This is a genomic window from Lentibacillus persicus (genome assembly GCF_900112705.1).
Classification (GTDB): domain Bacteria; phylum Bacillota; class Bacilli; order Bacillales; family Amphibacillaceae; genus Lentibacillus; species Lentibacillus persicus.
On sequence record NZ_FOMR01000001.1, the window covers coordinates 233,500 to 248,196 of the forward strand.

Consider the following 14,697-nt stretch of genomic DNA (forward strand, 5'->3'; position numbering starts at 1 on the left):
CATAAACGGTTAACGCACAGTTACTTCACACCCGTCCGTAACCGTTTCTCAGCAGTCCTTACCTCAGCAGTCACCGGCATATGTCCGGAGGCCTTAGCCAGCCCATAAACGGGCATGTTTCCATAAATCGCTTCATAATGCCCTTGTGGCACGACATACGTTTCGTGATAAATTCCGACTGTATCCGTGTCGCCGATTTTTCGGTTGAAATTCTTCCATGCTGTCAGATGCCTCTGCCCTCTGGAATAGGCAAGCAGATCCTCCTTGGACCGCCAGTACGTGATCATCACCGTCGTGCGCAGTCCGAAATAGTTTTCCATCGACAGAAAACCAAGCGCCTCCTGATTTTCATACAACTCCCGAATCATGCCCGGCATTGCGGTAAACACCGGCAGCCATTTCCGGATCGCAAGCCGCTTGTTGATGCGCATACCAATCAGAAATACGACAACATCCCGGTTATTTTCCGTTGTATACCGCCCTTCAAAAATGTGGTTATCCATCATTATCCCTCCCAGGATTAATTTGATCAATTGTGTCAGTGCACCAATCAATCGCGGCTTTTGTCAGTCGTTTGCCATAATCCAGGGTGAAAAGCCAATATGGTGCATCCTGTTTGTTATGCATATGTGAGGCAATCATCTCCTCAATCACTTCATACGTGCTGTACCGCTCTTCAAGCTTTTGCTGGTAATCTTCAAGCTGTCTGATGGTCGCATCAGCATCTTGGTGGCGGCTGAAAAAAAGCTTCAGCAGCACAGCGTTCCTTTCAGCAGGTATCTTGTCAATCGGGGTTTGCAACCATTCCTGTAATGCCGCCTCGCCTTTAGCTGTGATAAAATATTCCTTTTTATCCGGCCCGTCATCCTGCGTTGTGTCCCGGACCGTCGCCAGTTCATCCGTCACAAGTTGCTTCAGCATCGGATAAATCTGGCCATAGCTGATCTTCCAAAAATGATTCAGACTCCTGTCACACATCTGCTTGATGGCATAACCCGAGCGGCAATCCGTCGTGAGCAGCCCGAGAATGGCATATTTCGTATGATTGTCTTTTTTCATGAAATCACCTATCAATATGATATATATCTTTTTGATATAGTATACAGAAAATATTTGCGAATGACAATAGTATTTTGACATTTTTGTATTTTTGATGGAGGAGCCTGTTTTTGAAGATGTTTATTAGTGAAGTACATATTTGTTAATATAGACTTGTAGAAAAAGTTTTAATGAATTGCTTTTAACTGACATCGTTAATTGTGGGGGGAGAATGATGAAGTTTTATGTGGGTGTTACAGATGACAAGTGGTTTGAGTTTTTGAAATCAAATCAGCCAGACGAATTGAATTTCTGGCGACCTGGTGGAAAACAACCATTCAAAGCGTTAAGAGAGAATGATCTGTTTTTATTTAAACTTCATAGCCCTAATAATTATATTGTTGGGGGAGGATTTTTTGTTCGTCATACATTTCTCCCGCTTTCTTTAGCATGGGAAGCCTTTGGCTATAAAAATGGTACAAATGATGTCATTCATTTTCGAAATGCTATCTATAAATACAGGAAAAGCAATTATCAATCTGAACCAGACCCTGTGATTGGGTGTATTATATTAACTGAACCTTTCTTTTTTGATCGACAAGATTGGATTCCTGTACCAAAAGATTGGAAACCTAACATAGTACAAGGAAAAACTTATAATACAGATACTGAAATTGGCCAAGAACTCTATAATCAGGTGCAGGAACGGTTACATTTTCAAAAACTTAGACAATCTAATTACGTTGGAGAAGACCAACCAATGAATAGGTATGGCTCACTCCAAACGGTTAAACCCAGAATTGGTCAAGGTGCGTTCAGGGTAATGGTAACGGATGCTTATCACAGAAAGTGTGCAATAACAGGTGAAAAAACGTTGCCAGTGCTTGATGCTGCTCACATTAAACCTTATTCACAAAACGGCCCGCATCTAACAAATAATGGATTGTTGTTGAGAAGGGACATACATACACTATTCGACCGAGGTTATATTACGATAAACGAGGAACACCAAGTTGAAGTCAGCAAACGGATAAAAGCTGATTATGGAAATGGCAGAGAATATTATGCTTTACATGGAAAAAAACTAGCCGAAATGCCTGATTTCAAAAAGGAACGACCATCTCCTGAATTTCTATTATGGCATAATGAGAATATGTTTTTGGCTTAGTGTATACATAAATTGTAAGGACGAATAAAAATATGAAACAATTAGATTTCTAGGATTTGCATTGGAGTATGGAATCTTGCTTTAAAGACAATTACAAGGAAACATACGAAGAAATATAGAGAGAGAATTTATGACAGCCTACTGAATGATCGCTAAGGAGAGTCTGGTAATCGGAAATAATAAAGAGCCTCTGCAGGTTCTTTGCTATGAAATCACAGCCGACTGCTGTGCCTCTTCTTTATGAGTCGCTGTGATGGGAGTTCAGGACCGGGCCAAAGAGAACTTAAAAAGTTTTGGAGGTTGTGGTACATACTGAGAAAAATTTGATAATGAAAAAATACTGAGCGCTATAATGCACTCAGTATTTTTGTGAAAATTACTGATAAAACCCTTTATCCTCTGCCACCATGTCTATTTTGCCAGGTGAAAAATCATTGTATTCATAAGTCTTGTTCAGTCGTGATTGAAAGTATTTATTCAATTCCGGATCTGTACAAAATACGAAACAACCCTTTTGACCACGTGTCATAAGTGTACGATAGGTATTGCGAATAATATCATCTGCAATAGATTGGGCTTTTTCAGGGTTTTCTTTTGCCATTTTCTTAATACCTTTCAGTGACTGATCACTTCGGGCGCGTTTTGTGTAATCGGTTTGCACTTCACCGTTTTGAAAAAATAAATCCGGTCCTATAATGACACCGACATAATCAAACTCCAACCCTTGAGCTGTATGGATACACCCTGCCTCACTCACAGAGTTTTGATCAATTGCCCAAATGCTGTCTGATAGATTCCAACTGATTTCGAAATTATGTTCTGGTATTGTGATATCTTTATAATCTGTATTCTTCCGTTCTTTTGTCGGCCATTCCCAGCAATATCCGGCTAACATACGTGATTTGTTATTGGATTGATTAAGTTTTTCGATTTCACTTAACATCGCATGTGGATCATCGAACACTCGAAAGTCATAGTCCACTCCGTAGTCGTGTGTATTAGCTGTTTTGCGAATTTGAAGAACATCTTCAAGCCAGGCTATATAGGCATCCGATCCATCACAGCGGAATTGGGAAGTGAGTTTTCCAGTAATCAGATCAGCATCAAATTCATTTGCATACTGTTTGATTAAATCAATGCTTCCAATATCCTTTAACGTAACGCGTTGATGTTCATCAATGAAAAAGAGTGTAAATTTAGATGCTTTAATGAGTTCCTTAATTTGATTTTCCCCCATGTTCCCAAAGAAACCGGATTTTTCATTTAATCGATGTGCTTCATCGACAACGATAACATCAAATTCGTTCAACTCTGATTTGGTAAAGCTGCCAGACCCTTTAAATAAATTATCAATCTCTGTTTTTTTGATCGTCCCTTTCAGTTTGGAAGCATAGACTTCCCGTGGAGCTGCATTTTTGGAAACATAGAGGGTCATTAACCCATCATTGATTAGATTAACCAGTAAATTGACAGCCATAACAGACTTACCTGTACCTGGACCTCCGTCGATTACCATAACCTGTTTCTGGGTATTTTTCAGACTGTCAATCGCTAATTGGTAGGCATCTTCGTAAAACACTTTTTGTTCATCAATCATGATAAATTCTTCGTTACCCTTAAGCATGCTGCTCAGCGAGTCCTGCAGTGATTTTGACGGACGGATTCTGCCATGTTCAATTTGATAAATAAGATGATTCTTATCACCTTTGCGGACGTATTTTTTTATAAAATTACGGAGCTTTTGGATTTCTCCTTTTGCGAACACCGGGGCTTTGTTCAAGTGTTCTGTGTAATGACCATCAGTGAGTGGGTCATTTTCTGTTTTTCGGTAATTGTGTAAGTATGCGCATGGATTTAATTCGATTTGCTGCTCCTGTACATTCTCATTAAAATCCTTTATTAAAGCAGCATAGGACCAGGCTTGATAAGATGGATGGGTAACAGAGCGGATTCCTCCCCCCAAAAAAGTACTGACTAAAGCATCTTTACTTTCCACTTTTTCAACCTCTGACCACTGTTTTAATTCCACTATAACAACATGATCTTGTTCGCCATCATTCCCAGCTACGAGAAAGTCAACCCGTTTTGAAGTATTAGGGATTTTAAACTCAATAGCAACTGTAGATTCTATCGGTATATCTGGATCCTGCATAACATTCGACATACGCTGTAATGAATTTTCCCAGGAAGCTATTTCTCTTTTGGAAGTTCTACCGATTTTTTCCTGATACGAATGATATAATCGTTCGACTAACAGTTCATTCGTAATATCAGATATAAATTCAGTTTTGCTTGCTTCATAAATAATCATAAACTGTCTCCTTATTTACAAATGGTAGACTGGATATAGTTATATTTTACCATGTTTATTATAAAATTGAAGGCGAAAGTCGCTGCCTGAGAAAATCCGCTTGGGATTGTGGAAAAGGAGTTTTCGGCTTAAAGTGTACAATCATAGAAACAAAAACAATCGCTCAATGGCAAATACGCATATACAGAACTAATAAAAACGCTGTTGTTCAGTTCTTCTCTTACACTTGGTCGATTATATTATGTTAAAATTGGCTTATAGAAAGGGGGAGAGGAAACAGTTGACCTTCTTTCTACGAGAATAGGATTGTTTACACAAAATCATTGACCCCCTCTTATTTCACATTATTTTTTCAAAAGGTGGAAAATAGACGAGTGTTACAAATTTATTGTAGAATAAATTTAGTAATTTTAAAGGAGTCCCAAGGATGTTAAATAACTATCTACTGGGTATACTGTACGGTGACGGTTACATACAAATTATTAACAATCGTGAAACTGTCTTTTTTTCCACTACACATAAGGAAATTGCTGATAAATTAGTATCCAATTTATCAAACTACGGTATTATACATAATCATTATACAAGAAATAACGATGTTGATTCGAAAAAAGAAAACTATGAAATTTTAGAGGTTATTCAAATTACTGACCCACGATTTTTGCAGGAACTGAAGGAATGCGGCTATGCTTCTTCAGCAGTAGAGGCACGAATTAAGTTTGATTCGGATTTTTTAAGGGGTTACATGGAGTCAAAAGGAACATTTTTCAAATCGCATTCACGCGGAAGTGAATTTTGGAGGATCTCAATTAGTGGTAATTATGAGGATTTGACATACATAAAAAAACTTTTTGAAACGAATCTTGGTATCAAGGTTGGAGAAGTTTTGCAAAGGAGAGAACGTGAGGCATATGGTGTTTACAGTAACTCATACCGGCTCAGTACACAAAGTAGGGATGCTGTAACTAAGATTATTCAACTGATAAAGGGAGAAGAAATATCAACATATTTAAAAGAAAAAATTAAAGGTTTTGATCGTTTTCATGCCAATACACCTTTTAATGCTAAACGGAGGGTATTCAAACATTACCGCAATGCGACGTTAGCGATGGCAAGAGAATTGGGTCTGACAATCAAAGGTATACGTGGGAGTACGGGAACTAAAGGTTTCAGAGCAATATTTCTCTGGGAAGCTGATTGCCCGGTATTATGCTTTAAAGGTTGGGAAGGAGCATATAAATGGGTCTCTAAAGAGTATGAAAAAAGTACAGGCTACAGGGCTCCAATGGTAGAGTCAGCTGATTAGCTTAAAAGGTAAGAGGTGTTTATATGACAGAATTAGAAAAAGCTGTTAAAGAGATTGTAGAAAAGCAAGAGGATAAAGAAAGCTTTGTGAAAGATGTTTTAGAACATGGTTGCGTCAGCGGAATTGTCCCTGAATTGGTTTACTATGAAGATACGCATGAATGGTTTGATAAGTATTATGAAGACATTGAGGATTTACGGATAGAAGTAGAAAGTAGCATTGGTGAGCCATTAAAAATTGGCAATAATGATTTGAAGAATTGGTTAGCGTGGTTTAGTTTTGAAGAGAGTTGTAGGAAGTTGTATGGTAATTGAGGTAAAGTTGTAGTTTAGCACCAGACTATTTTTACATTTTAATACATTCTTACCTTATTTGGAATGTTGGAATTTTCTAATTGCCTTTAAAATGTATAAATTGTCTGCTTTGGCAGATGGTACTTTTAAATTTAATTAAGGAAACCTGTTATTCCTTGAAATTCTCAAAACATGTTGAGAAAGCTTCTTGAGCCAGATTTGCCTTTAGTTCTTTAAATATAATATAATTTGATAAAAAACCGAAAAAATTTCAAAATACCACATATATGTTGTGTACCTTTCCCCCTTTTGCAAGGATAATATTCCTTGAGAAGGGGGATTGGCGTGGACAACGAAAAACTTCGAAAGCATTTTGGCCAGCAAGTGCGTTACTTCAGAGAACAAAATGACTTCAAGATACACGAATTAGCGGAAGAATTGGGCATCAGCAATAATCACCTCGGTCGAATTGAAAGAGGTGAAAGCGACACGACCGTCACGAATTTATATCGAATGGCTGCCATTCTGAATATCCCCGGTTATTTCATTGATGAGATGAAAAAGGTAGTTCAAAGCCAGGATAATTAATCCTCTATATCGCAACGGGCTCTTACCTTTCTTGAAGATCACTCCCCTAAGCTTGCATCACAAGGCCATAAACACCTCTCCAACCTATTTTATCTTTATCATCCACACAAAGGAGCAATCACATGGACAATCGAATATCGTTTGAGGAAATTTTTGAGCAAAACAAGCGGCGGATACATTATCAGATCCATAAGCTTAACATCCACGATCCGCATGAGGAATTTTTTCAGGAAGGCTTAGTCGCGATGTGGCGAGCCTACGAATCCTACCAGCCGGACAAAGGCCCCATGGCAACCTACTTCAACTACATGATCCGCAACCGCATGATTGACGCTATCCGCAAAGACACCCGAAAGCATGAGGCGCTTGAGAAAATCATTCACCAACGCAAAACCCAACTCACTGACGGCAACTACCACCGTAAAAGTGACGCGACCAATCCCCTGGTCGATGCGCAACACCTCCCAATGCACGATCCCAACCTTTGGAACAATCTAAAATCCCAACTGACGGATAAACAATGGAAATGGGTGCAACACCGCATCATTCTGGACATGCCTTATAAAGAGATTGCCGAAGCAGAGAATGTAAGCGTCGAAGCCGTGAAAAGCTGGGGCAAGCAAGTCCGGAAAAAGTTTAAAGACCCCGAATTCCGCAAAGCTATTAATTTGGACAACTCCCTTTAATTGAAAATAAAATACCTCTACAAGGACAAGGAGCGAATCACGCAATGAATTATTTAAAAGAACTGAACGCTTTTTATAACAAAATCATTTTCAATCCGCTTTCCGGCTCGGCTGTGGCACTCTGGAACACGCTGATGCATTTAAACAATCTGTGCGGGTGGCAGGCGACGTTTACCGTCCCTGCTTCCGCCATCGAATTGAAATCAGGCATCAAAGGCACATCCTTCAAACGCGCCCGCGAAGAACTGCAGGACAAAGGCTATATTGACGTCACGCCGGGCAGGGGCAACCAAGCCGCCACCTACCGCATGCTTTCACAGGTCCAGCCAAGCGGCGGGTTGATGCAGGCGGGACAGAATACGCAGCCAGCTATGGAAGAACACCGCGAAACGCCTCCAATCGAAAACCCTCACATGAATGACGCTACTGAAACGACTGCCGATGAATCTGTCGATGCCCTTGACGGGCACCAGTCAGTCGATTCGGCAGCGGTGGAAAAGGTGGTCCACGAGACGGCCGAGACCCCGGACCACAATACAGACCGCAATACGGCCCACAGTTCGGCCCCATTAACTAAACAATACATAAAACAAAATAAAACAAAACATAAACCAACAACAACAACCTCTGACGCTATTCGCTTTTACCAGGAAAATATCGGTGTGACCAGTGCGTACATTGCCGGTGACATCAGCAACTGGATTAGTGATATGAGTGATCCGCTCGTTTTGGATGCGTTAAAACGGGCAGTGGAGCAGGGCAAACCAACCTGGCGCTACGCAAAAGGCATTCTAAAGGCGTGGAAGACGGCGGGAGTTACGACTGTCGAGCAGGCAGCGGCAAATGATAATGCATTTCGTAATCGATCGAAGGGCAAGCAGGCTGGCGGCAGGGGAGAAGTGGTGCCTGATTGGTTTAATGAGCGGAAGGCAAAGCGGACTAATCGTGAAGATGCCTCTGAGCGAAATTCCACGGGGCAAGCTAGAGATCAGGAGGCGTTTGATCGGTTGCTGGCTGAATTTACGGGAGAGGTAGGGCGGGTTGGGTGAGGTGAATTTTTTTAGTGCACCAAGTTGTTTGGTGCGAAATACTAATAGAGAATACAAAAATCTTTTTATTGACTGGTAGATACTTTAAAATAATCCCCCTACATAGTAATATTTATGTAGAATGGAGAATCAAAAATTTTAGCTGAGACTATAAGGAACTATAATTATCGGGGGTAAAAACATGTATCAGCCAGAACCACAGTCGATTACATTTTCCACCTTAATTAGTGATATTGATAAAGGAATTATTAAAATACCACAATTTCAAAGAGATTTTGTGTGGTCGCTAGAGCAGTCTGCTCAACTCATTGACAGCATAATTAAAGGTTTTCCAATTGGTACTTTTATATTGTGGGAATCTGATGAAAACCTTCGTTCTATCAGAAATATAGGGGGAGCAGACCTTCCGCCTACACCGCTAGGTTCAATGTGTCAGTATGTCTTGGATGGCCAACAAAGAATGACAAGTTTATATGCAAGTTTAAAAGGATTGGTTGTAAAAAGGGAAAAGAAATCAGAAGACTTTTCAGGAATTTATATAGATTTAACAGCTAGTTCAGAAGAATCAATTGTAATTACAGATATAAGTGAACTTGAACCGACCGAATATATATCTCTCCAAAACTTGCTTCATGGGGGCATCTCTGTATTAGCAGCTTATCCCACAGACCTCCATAACGTATTGGAAAATTATAAAGATAGACTATCTACATACCGTTTTTCTACAATATTGCTACGAGGAGCTTCCATTGATGTAGCCACCGAAGTATTTACCAGACTAAATGTAGGTGGGAAAAGTTTGACCGTCTTTGAAATTATGGTCGCTAAAACGTATGATGCTGAACTAGAATTTGACTTGTCAGAGAAATTCGAAAGTTTTATGCTGGAGTTAGAACAAGTGGGATATGAAACAATCTCAGCAAGTAATGTCCTTCAAACCATCTCCGTGCTATTGAAGGGTGAATGTACTAGAAAAGACATATTAAGAATTGATAAGCAAGACTTCATTAAAATTTGGGATGATGCCATAAATTCAATAAAAAGCGCAATAGAATATTTTAGAAACAGTTATAGGATACCGGTATCAAAAATATTACCATACAACGCATTGGTTGTTCCTTTTGCTTATTTCTTTTATAAGCACCCACACAAACCTACAAATGAAAGAAAAACTTATTTGGATGACTTTTTTTGGCGTATATCTTTGTCAGAAAGATATTCTAACTCATTAGAAGGAAAGCTCGCTCAGGATATTAAAAGGGTGGACAGAATACTGAAAGGTTCTCAGCCTAAGTATGACCACCATTTAGATATTAGTAAGGAAGCACTTATCGAAAATGGCGGATTTAATGCGAATAGAAGTTTCATCAAAGCTCTTCTTTGCATTATGGCTTATCAAGAGCCTAAATCATTTAGCGATAATTCGATTGTGAGAATCAGCAATGACTGGTTAAAGCAGGCCAATAGCAAAAATTATCATCATTTTTTTCCTAAAGCGTATTTAAAAAAGAAAGGCAAAGAAGAATTTTATATTAACCATATTTTGAATATTACTATAGTGGACGGTTTCTTGAACAAAAATAGAATTCGAGCTAAAGCCCCTTCAAAATATATGGAGGAATTTAATAACGAAAACGCAGAATTGCTCAATACTATGGAAACACATCTCATAAAGGATTTAAAAGAGTTTGGGGTTTGGGATGATAACTATGAATTATTTTTTGAAAAAAGAGCTGAGATATTTAAAGAAGAATGTAAGAAAAGGATAATTGCGACAACCTTAAAGAATAGAAGCTAGTCAATCTGTGGCTAATAAGGGATTTTTTAAAGCGGTAATCAGATGTTTACTTACCTCATGCATCAGGGACGTGACCCTAAATGAAATGCGAACAGGTTTAAATGGAATGATCGCATCACGAAGGACGTTAGAACCATTAACTTGGACAAACCCAGAAACGATATTTATACTGATTTGCTTTCGAGAACAGATTATTTTCGCAGGAGGGGTAGTAGTTAAATGTATAAAATATCCGATAATAAAGTCACGAACCATGCACCTGCAACGTTTGCTGAATTAAACATGAAAGAAAACGATATTGAAGAATTATTAAGAAAAAATATTGATATGATATGTGATGAAGAAGAGTCTATGTTAATCGTAGGCAGCCAAGTGCGTAATGCGGAACGCGGTATCAGTGATTTGACAGCAGTGGATAATAGAGGAAATATCGTTCTTGTTGAAATCAAAAGGGACCGACGGGATATTATTGGGCGTAAAGAATCATTTGAATTCCAGGCAATCCGTTACGCGGCCAGCTACGCCACGATTGAAGATCCGGATGATTTAGTAAATAAAATTTACACACCTTATATTGAGAAGTTTCGGGATGAATTTGAAAATGCCCCTTTGACCAACTCAGAGATCGCCACAAGGAAATTGCAAGAATTTCTGGAGAAACACAATGCTAATGGGATGTTCAATGAGAATCAAAGAATTATATTGGTTGCCTCTGATTTTGATGAACAAACTAAATCAGCTGTAGCTTGGTTGAATAGTAATAATGTGGATATCAGTTGTTTTAAATTAATTCCACATAAAATAGGTGACGAGATATATTTAAATATCGAGAAAGTTTTACCTTTGAGTAGTTATCAGGATCACTACGTTAACTTCTTGGAGGACCGATTGAATAATGTCAAACCTAAAAAAGGCATCACACGCCGTTCACTTCCAAAAATAGATGAGATGCTTGAATGGGGCGCTGTCAAGGCAGGCGACATTATCGTAGCAAAGGGCCGTGAAGATGAAGCCGAATTGCTGGAAAATGGCAACGTCTCAGTAAATGGTGAAGAAACATCTATGCAGAAATGGCTGAAGGAGTTATTTGGATGGTCCAGTATTCAGACGTATGTGTTTGCGGTTCATAAAGAAAGCAACAAAACACTTTCGCGTATTCGGGAAGAGTATATGGAGAGTTTGAAAGAAGAAAATGGGTAGTGAAAGGTAGTTATGTTATTGAGGGTCATCATTAAATATAAGTTGTGAGTTTGTCAAATTAAGTGTGAATCCATAACCACTGTCCAAAAAGGAGAGTGATTTTGTTGTCTTTTACAGTGAATGATGATTTTAATGAGAAGTTGGCGGATATTATTGGTAAAGATCGTGTGAAAGAAATCGAGCAGCGAGACTATTTAGCAGCGCAAATTGTGAGTCATCGTCGTAAAAAACAAATGACCCAACAAGAACTGGCAAAAGCCATCAATGTTGCCAAGCCTACTATTATCCGGTTAGAGTCCGGGCTAACGCAGCCCAATTATCAAACACTTCTTTCCCTTTCTCGTGCTTTAGATACGCCTCTAATAATTGATGCAAAATATGAAGAACATCAAAATGCAAAAACATAATCCATAACTTGCGAACATCTTGTAAAGTGGTGTTCTGTATGTGTGGTAAGGGGGATAAAAATATGGCTGATTCACTTTTTAAACATTCGAAAAATGTAGATTTGAAAAGAGCTCGTCGCACAAAAGTGAAAGATCCATATGAAATAATCGCTAACCGGTATTTCAGAGAAGATGACTTAGACGCTCTATTTGAAAGTGATAAGTTATTTCCTCGTCAAGACAGCGTAATTCATCTTGACCCTGAAGATCCGGAACAAAGAAGGTGGTTTGAAACATGACTATCCCGTGTCGCCCTGGTGGTGTCATTTTATTTCCCTTTAGGCTGTTGGGTTCGCAGGGCGTTAAATCGCGTGCTGCATGTTGAATTGATTAAAGTTGAACTTTCCTCCCCTTCTGCATGATATTATAAACAAAAGGATGGCGAAAGATTATGATTAATCGTAAAGAGTTACATCGATTAGTGGATAAATTACCAGAAGATAAGTTGTCTCGACTAGAGGAACTTTTTCACCAATTACTCGGGAACGCTGCAGATTAAAAACGGCCAAGGTACCTGTCCCCCCCCCCCCCCCGGGATCTTTGCCTTTCTATTTATGTTGTTTTAATTTATTTCATACCAAATCAATAATCAATTATTTAATCATTTGCCAGCAATCTTGATTAGTTCTTTTCAGACGATTGGCTGCAATATAATATATGCTGTGTTCTTTAGCTGAAACTCTTGTTTCTTCTGAGTTTCTGAGTCCGACAGCTAACAAATAGAAATTCTTATTAAAGCTGTTATAGTAATATACAAACCTCATATCTGGTTTCTCCTGTATAGCTGGTAATTCTTTTGAGAAAAACTTGTATTCGTGCCACCCTGTTAAATCATACCTGAGTTCCCAGCCTGGACGGTTTGGATTTTGTTTAGCTTTATAAATTGCAAAAATAAATAACTCATATAAGGTATTAAAAGCAGCTGTCTGTTCAGCAATAGATGGCAAATCGAAATCGATTACTTCCTTATGCCAAAATTCACTGCCTATACTCATTTGTTTTTCCTGAGGTCATGTTTAATATCATCATAACTAATACTGCTGTTATGACTGTGCTCAGGAAGTGAAACATCACTTTGACTCGAATCGGTATTTGGGATATCTTTCATAGCTTTTTCTCGTCTTTTACTGAACGTAGGATCCACAATATTCATTTCTCTCTCTGTTTGAAATTGTCCCTTTGGAATTTGGTAGCCCTTTCGCTGTATTTTACCGGGACTCTCATCGACTTTATAATCGATTTTCTCTTCTGCAATCCATTTATAGACTGTCTGCTTATTAACATCAAACAGTTCCGCAACATCTTTTACTGAATAATATTCTGGGACGTTATGGTTTCCGGATGAACTGACTAGCGCTACCGAATTAAGTTCAAATAGGAGCTTTTGAATATAAGGATCTGCCAAATCAACATTTTTTTCAGTTTCCTCAGCAAGTTTAAGAATAATATCATGCGCCACCTTTGTTTTGTTAACCATTTACCCTCACCTCCACCTTTATTATAGCACACCATTAAACTTATTAAACTTATTAAACTTATTAAACTTTTTATACTTATTATAAAGAAAAATATACATAATACATACAGTTAAGGTATGCTCTGACAGCTGTGCAAATAATCAATCTTATAAAGAGGTTCATGTTGAAAAGGCGGCATACACGTCGATGAATATAATTGTTGAACAGTTTTATGGGAAATGGCAGTGCACTGGGCTGGAGGACGTTGTTATTTCAGAGTTATTTGATTCATAAACAAAACACGCACCCCAAACGGGTACGTGTTTTGTTTTTTACTTATTTTCTAAAGCATTGACAAGCGTGTCGCCCATCAGCTCGGAGGAAAATGGATCACGGCTCGTTACAATTTGGACATCAACCCATACGGCGTGCGCTTTACCATTAACTTTCCTTTATAATTACCTCTCTCGGTAGCCCAGGTTATTGGAAATACTGGCACCTGTAAGCATCAATTCTTTTTTCAAAACTTCAATTTTATGACTGGAAAGCTGGTTTTTTGATCCAACAATATTAACAGCTGCTACAACCCGTCCGGTGTGGTCTTTTACCGGAGCTGAAATTGAATTCACACCTTGTCGAAACTCTTCGTGGCTTATTGAATATCCTTGCTTATAGATTCGATCCAATTCCGCTCGAAAAAGTGATGGGTCTGTAATAGTGGAAGAAGTAAATTGAGTGAGTCCTCTTTCAATAAGAATTTCTTGAAAAGAGGGATCGCTGTGGGCCAGCAGAAGCTTTCCTGAACTTGTGCAATGAGAGTAATTGTGGTGACCTGTGTAGGAAGGCAAGTTAATGGAATGCTGCCCTTCAACTTTGCATATATAGACTACTTCCAGATTTTCAAGAATAGCAAGGTGTGACGTTAACTGACTTCTTTTTGCAAGGTTTTCAATTGCCGGAAGCGATTCGGTATGGAGTTCCATATTTGCTAGTATAATAGAACTTAATTCCAATGAAGAGACACCTAATTCATATTTACGTGTTTCTTCATTTTTTTTAATAAAGCCTTCAGAAGCAAGGGTGATTAAAATTCTTTGGACACTGCTTTTGCTAATGTTTAATTCAGCAGCTAGTTCTCGGACACCTTTTTGCGGCTCTTCCATTCTAAAGGACCGCAAGACTTTTAGAGAATTTTTAACGGAGGAAAGTAGATTTGGATTTTGCACTTCTTTCAACTTCCTTCAAATGGTTTTTATACTGTCTATTATAGAGGGACAATACTCTTTTGTAAAAACACTTTTTGTTATATTCTTAACAAATGGAATAATCAAGCAGAGTGGGCGGTGACTGAATGTAC

At 38.7% G+C, this 14,697-nt stretch carries 16 protein-coding genes; 10 read left to right on the forward strand and 6 right to left on the reverse strand.

Going from position 1 to position 14,697, the window contains the following annotated elements; genetic code table 11:
* Window positions 1-20: 20 nt before the first annotated feature.
* Together BMZ22_RS01225 and BMZ22_RS01230 are read right to left on the reverse strand one after the other, a co-directional pair.
* Window positions 21-503, reverse strand: a complete 483-nt coding sequence (locus tag BMZ22_RS01225; protein WP_090080212.1) for a DUF4188 domain-containing protein — start codon at window positions 501-503, stop codon at window positions 21-23.
* Entirely contained in the window at window positions 496-1,059 is a 564-nt protein-coding gene (locus tag BMZ22_RS01230; protein ID WP_090080214.1) for a PadR family transcriptional regulator, read from the reverse strand. Before BMZ22_RS01230 ends, BMZ22_RS01225 begins: the two co-directional genes overlap by 8 nt.
* A 214-nt stretch (window positions 1,060-1,273) precedes the next feature.
* Here BMZ22_RS01230 and BMZ22_RS01235 point away from each other — a divergent pair, with 214 nt between their 5' ends.
* Entirely contained in the window at window positions 1,274-2,206 is a 933-nt protein-coding gene (locus BMZ22_RS01235; RefSeq protein ID WP_090080215.1) for an HNH endonuclease, read from the forward strand.
* A gap of 376 nt (window positions 2,207-2,582) precedes the next feature.
* Here the strand turns inward: BMZ22_RS01235 and BMZ22_RS01240 are convergent, their stop codons facing one another.
* On the reverse strand, window positions 2,583-4,517 hold the full coding sequence (locus BMZ22_RS01240; protein ID WP_090080217.1) for a DUF2075 domain-containing protein: 1,935 nt from the start codon (window positions 4,515-4,517) through the stop codon (window positions 2,583-2,585).
* Between the two features lie 427 nt (window positions 4,518-4,944).
* On the opposite strand from BMZ22_RS01240, the gene BMZ22_RS01245 reads away from it, so the two are divergent.
* The 9 genes from BMZ22_RS01245 (at window position 4,945) to BMZ22_RS01285 (ending at window position 12,122) form a co-directional block, all read left to right on the forward strand.
* Window positions 4,945-5,823, forward strand: a complete 879-nt coding sequence (locus BMZ22_RS01245) for an LAGLIDADG family homing endonuclease (RefSeq protein WP_090080219.1) — start codon at window positions 4,945-4,947, stop codon at window positions 5,821-5,823.
* 23 nt (window positions 5,824-5,846) lie between these two features.
* On the forward strand, window positions 5,847-6,137 hold the full coding sequence (locus tag BMZ22_RS01250) for a DUF7222 domain-containing protein (protein ID WP_090080221.1): 291 nt from the start codon (window positions 5,847-5,849) through the stop codon (window positions 6,135-6,137).
* Window positions 6,138-6,461: 324 nt separating this feature from the next.
* Window positions 6,462-6,704, forward strand: a complete 243-nt coding sequence (locus BMZ22_RS01255; RefSeq protein WP_177183320.1) for a helix-turn-helix domain-containing protein — start codon at window positions 6,462-6,464, stop codon at window positions 6,702-6,704.
* A gap of 122 nt (window positions 6,705-6,826) precedes the next feature.
* Window positions 6,827-7,390 carry a sigma-70 family RNA polymerase sigma factor gene (locus BMZ22_RS01260; RefSeq protein ID WP_090080226.1) on the forward strand — a complete coding sequence of 188 codons (564 nt, stop codon included), beginning with the start codon at window positions 6,827-6,829 and terminating at the stop codon, window positions 7,388-7,390.
* 44 nt (window positions 7,391-7,434) lie between these two features.
* The gene (locus tag BMZ22_RS01265; protein ID WP_090080228.1) at window positions 7,435-8,439 is read left to right on the forward strand and encodes a DnaD domain-containing protein; all 1,005 of its coding nucleotides are present in this window, start codon (window positions 7,435-7,437) and stop codon (window positions 8,437-8,439) included.
* A gap of 181 nt (window positions 8,440-8,620) precedes the next feature.
* Window positions 8,621-10,237 carry a DUF262 domain-containing protein gene (locus BMZ22_RS01270; RefSeq protein WP_090080230.1) on the forward strand — a complete coding sequence of 539 codons (1,617 nt, stop codon included), beginning with the start codon at window positions 8,621-8,623 and terminating at the stop codon, window positions 10,235-10,237.
* A gap of 219 nt (window positions 10,238-10,456) precedes the next feature.
* The gene (locus tag BMZ22_RS01275; protein ID WP_090080232.1) at window positions 10,457-11,437 is read left to right on the forward strand and encodes a PDDEXK family nuclease; all 981 of its coding nucleotides are present in this window, start codon (window positions 10,457-10,459) and stop codon (window positions 11,435-11,437) included.
* A 116-nt stretch (window positions 11,438-11,553) separates the two neighbouring features.
* Window positions 11,554-11,844, forward strand: a complete 291-nt coding sequence (locus tag BMZ22_RS01280) for a helix-turn-helix domain-containing protein (protein WP_090080612.1) — start codon at window positions 11,554-11,556, stop codon at window positions 11,842-11,844.
* 62 nt (window positions 11,845-11,906) lie between these two features.
* Window positions 11,907-12,122, forward strand: coding sequence for a hypothetical protein (locus tag BMZ22_RS01285; protein WP_090080234.1), 216 nt, complete (start codon window positions 11,907-11,909; stop codon window positions 12,120-12,122).
* Between the two features lie 354 nt (window positions 12,123-12,476).
* Here BMZ22_RS01285 and BMZ22_RS01290 read toward each other — a convergent pair whose 3' ends face one another.
* From BMZ22_RS01290 to BMZ22_RS01300, 3 genes are all read right to left on the reverse strand, one after another.
* On the reverse strand, window positions 12,477-12,878 hold the full coding sequence (locus BMZ22_RS01290; RefSeq protein WP_090080236.1) for a hypothetical protein: 402 nt from the start codon (window positions 12,876-12,878) through the stop codon (window positions 12,477-12,479).
* Window positions 12,875-13,360, reverse strand: coding sequence for a helix-turn-helix domain-containing protein (locus tag BMZ22_RS01295; protein WP_090080239.1), 486 nt, complete (start codon window positions 13,358-13,360; stop codon window positions 12,875-12,877). Before BMZ22_RS01295 ends, BMZ22_RS01290 begins: the two co-directional genes overlap by 4 nt.
* 438 nt (window positions 13,361-13,798) lie before the next feature.
* The gene (locus tag BMZ22_RS01300; protein WP_143069944.1) at window positions 13,799-14,566 is read right to left on the reverse strand and encodes an IclR family transcriptional regulator; all 768 of its coding nucleotides are present in this window, start codon (window positions 14,564-14,566) and stop codon (window positions 13,799-13,801) included.
* Window positions 14,567-14,697: the final 131 nt, after the last annotated feature.

Excerpts from the sequence above, each read along its gene's own strand:
- BMZ22_RS01245 (WP_090080219.1), top strand. The coding sequence starts at position 4,945 with ATGTTAAATAACTATCTACTGGGTATACTGTACGGTGACGGTTACATA.
- BMZ22_RS01295 (WP_090080239.1), bottom strand. The coding sequence starts at position 13,360 with ATGGTTAACAAAACAAAGGTGGCGCATGATATTATTCTTAAACTTGCT.
- BMZ22_RS01240 (WP_090080217.1), bottom strand. The coding sequence starts at position 4,517 with ATGATTATTTATGAAGCAAGCAAAACTGAATTTATATCTGATATTACG.
- BMZ22_RS01265 (WP_090080228.1), top strand. The coding sequence starts at position 7,435 with ATGAATTATTTAAAAGAACTGAACGCTTTTTATAACAAAATCATTTTC.
- BMZ22_RS01285 (WP_090080234.1), top strand. The coding sequence starts at position 11,907 with ATGGCTGATTCACTTTTTAAACATTCGAAAAATGTAGATTTGAAAAGA.
- BMZ22_RS01225 (WP_090080212.1), bottom strand. The coding sequence starts at position 503 with ATGGATAACCACATTTTTGAAGGGCGGTATACAACGGAAAATAACCGG.
- BMZ22_RS01275 (WP_090080232.1), top strand. The coding sequence starts at position 10,457 with ATGTATAAAATATCCGATAATAAAGTCACGAACCATGCACCTGCAACG.
- BMZ22_RS01260 (WP_090080226.1), top strand. The coding sequence starts at position 6,827 with ATGGACAATCGAATATCGTTTGAGGAAATTTTTGAGCAAAACAAGCGG.
- BMZ22_RS01230 (WP_090080214.1), bottom strand. The coding sequence starts at position 1,059 with ATGAAAAAAGACAATCATACGAAATATGCCATTCTCGGGCTGCTCACG.
- BMZ22_RS01290 (WP_090080236.1), bottom strand. The coding sequence starts at position 12,878 with ATGAGTATAGGCAGTGAATTTTGGCATAAGGAAGTAATCGATTTCGAT.
- BMZ22_RS01235 (WP_090080215.1), top strand. The coding sequence starts at position 1,274 with ATGAAGTTTTATGTGGGTGTTACAGATGACAAGTGGTTTGAGTTTTTG.
- BMZ22_RS01250 (WP_090080221.1), top strand. The coding sequence starts at position 5,847 with ATGACAGAATTAGAAAAAGCTGTTAAAGAGATTGTAGAAAAGCAAGAG.
- BMZ22_RS01270 (WP_090080230.1), top strand. The coding sequence starts at position 8,621 with ATGTATCAGCCAGAACCACAGTCGATTACATTTTCCACCTTAATTAGT.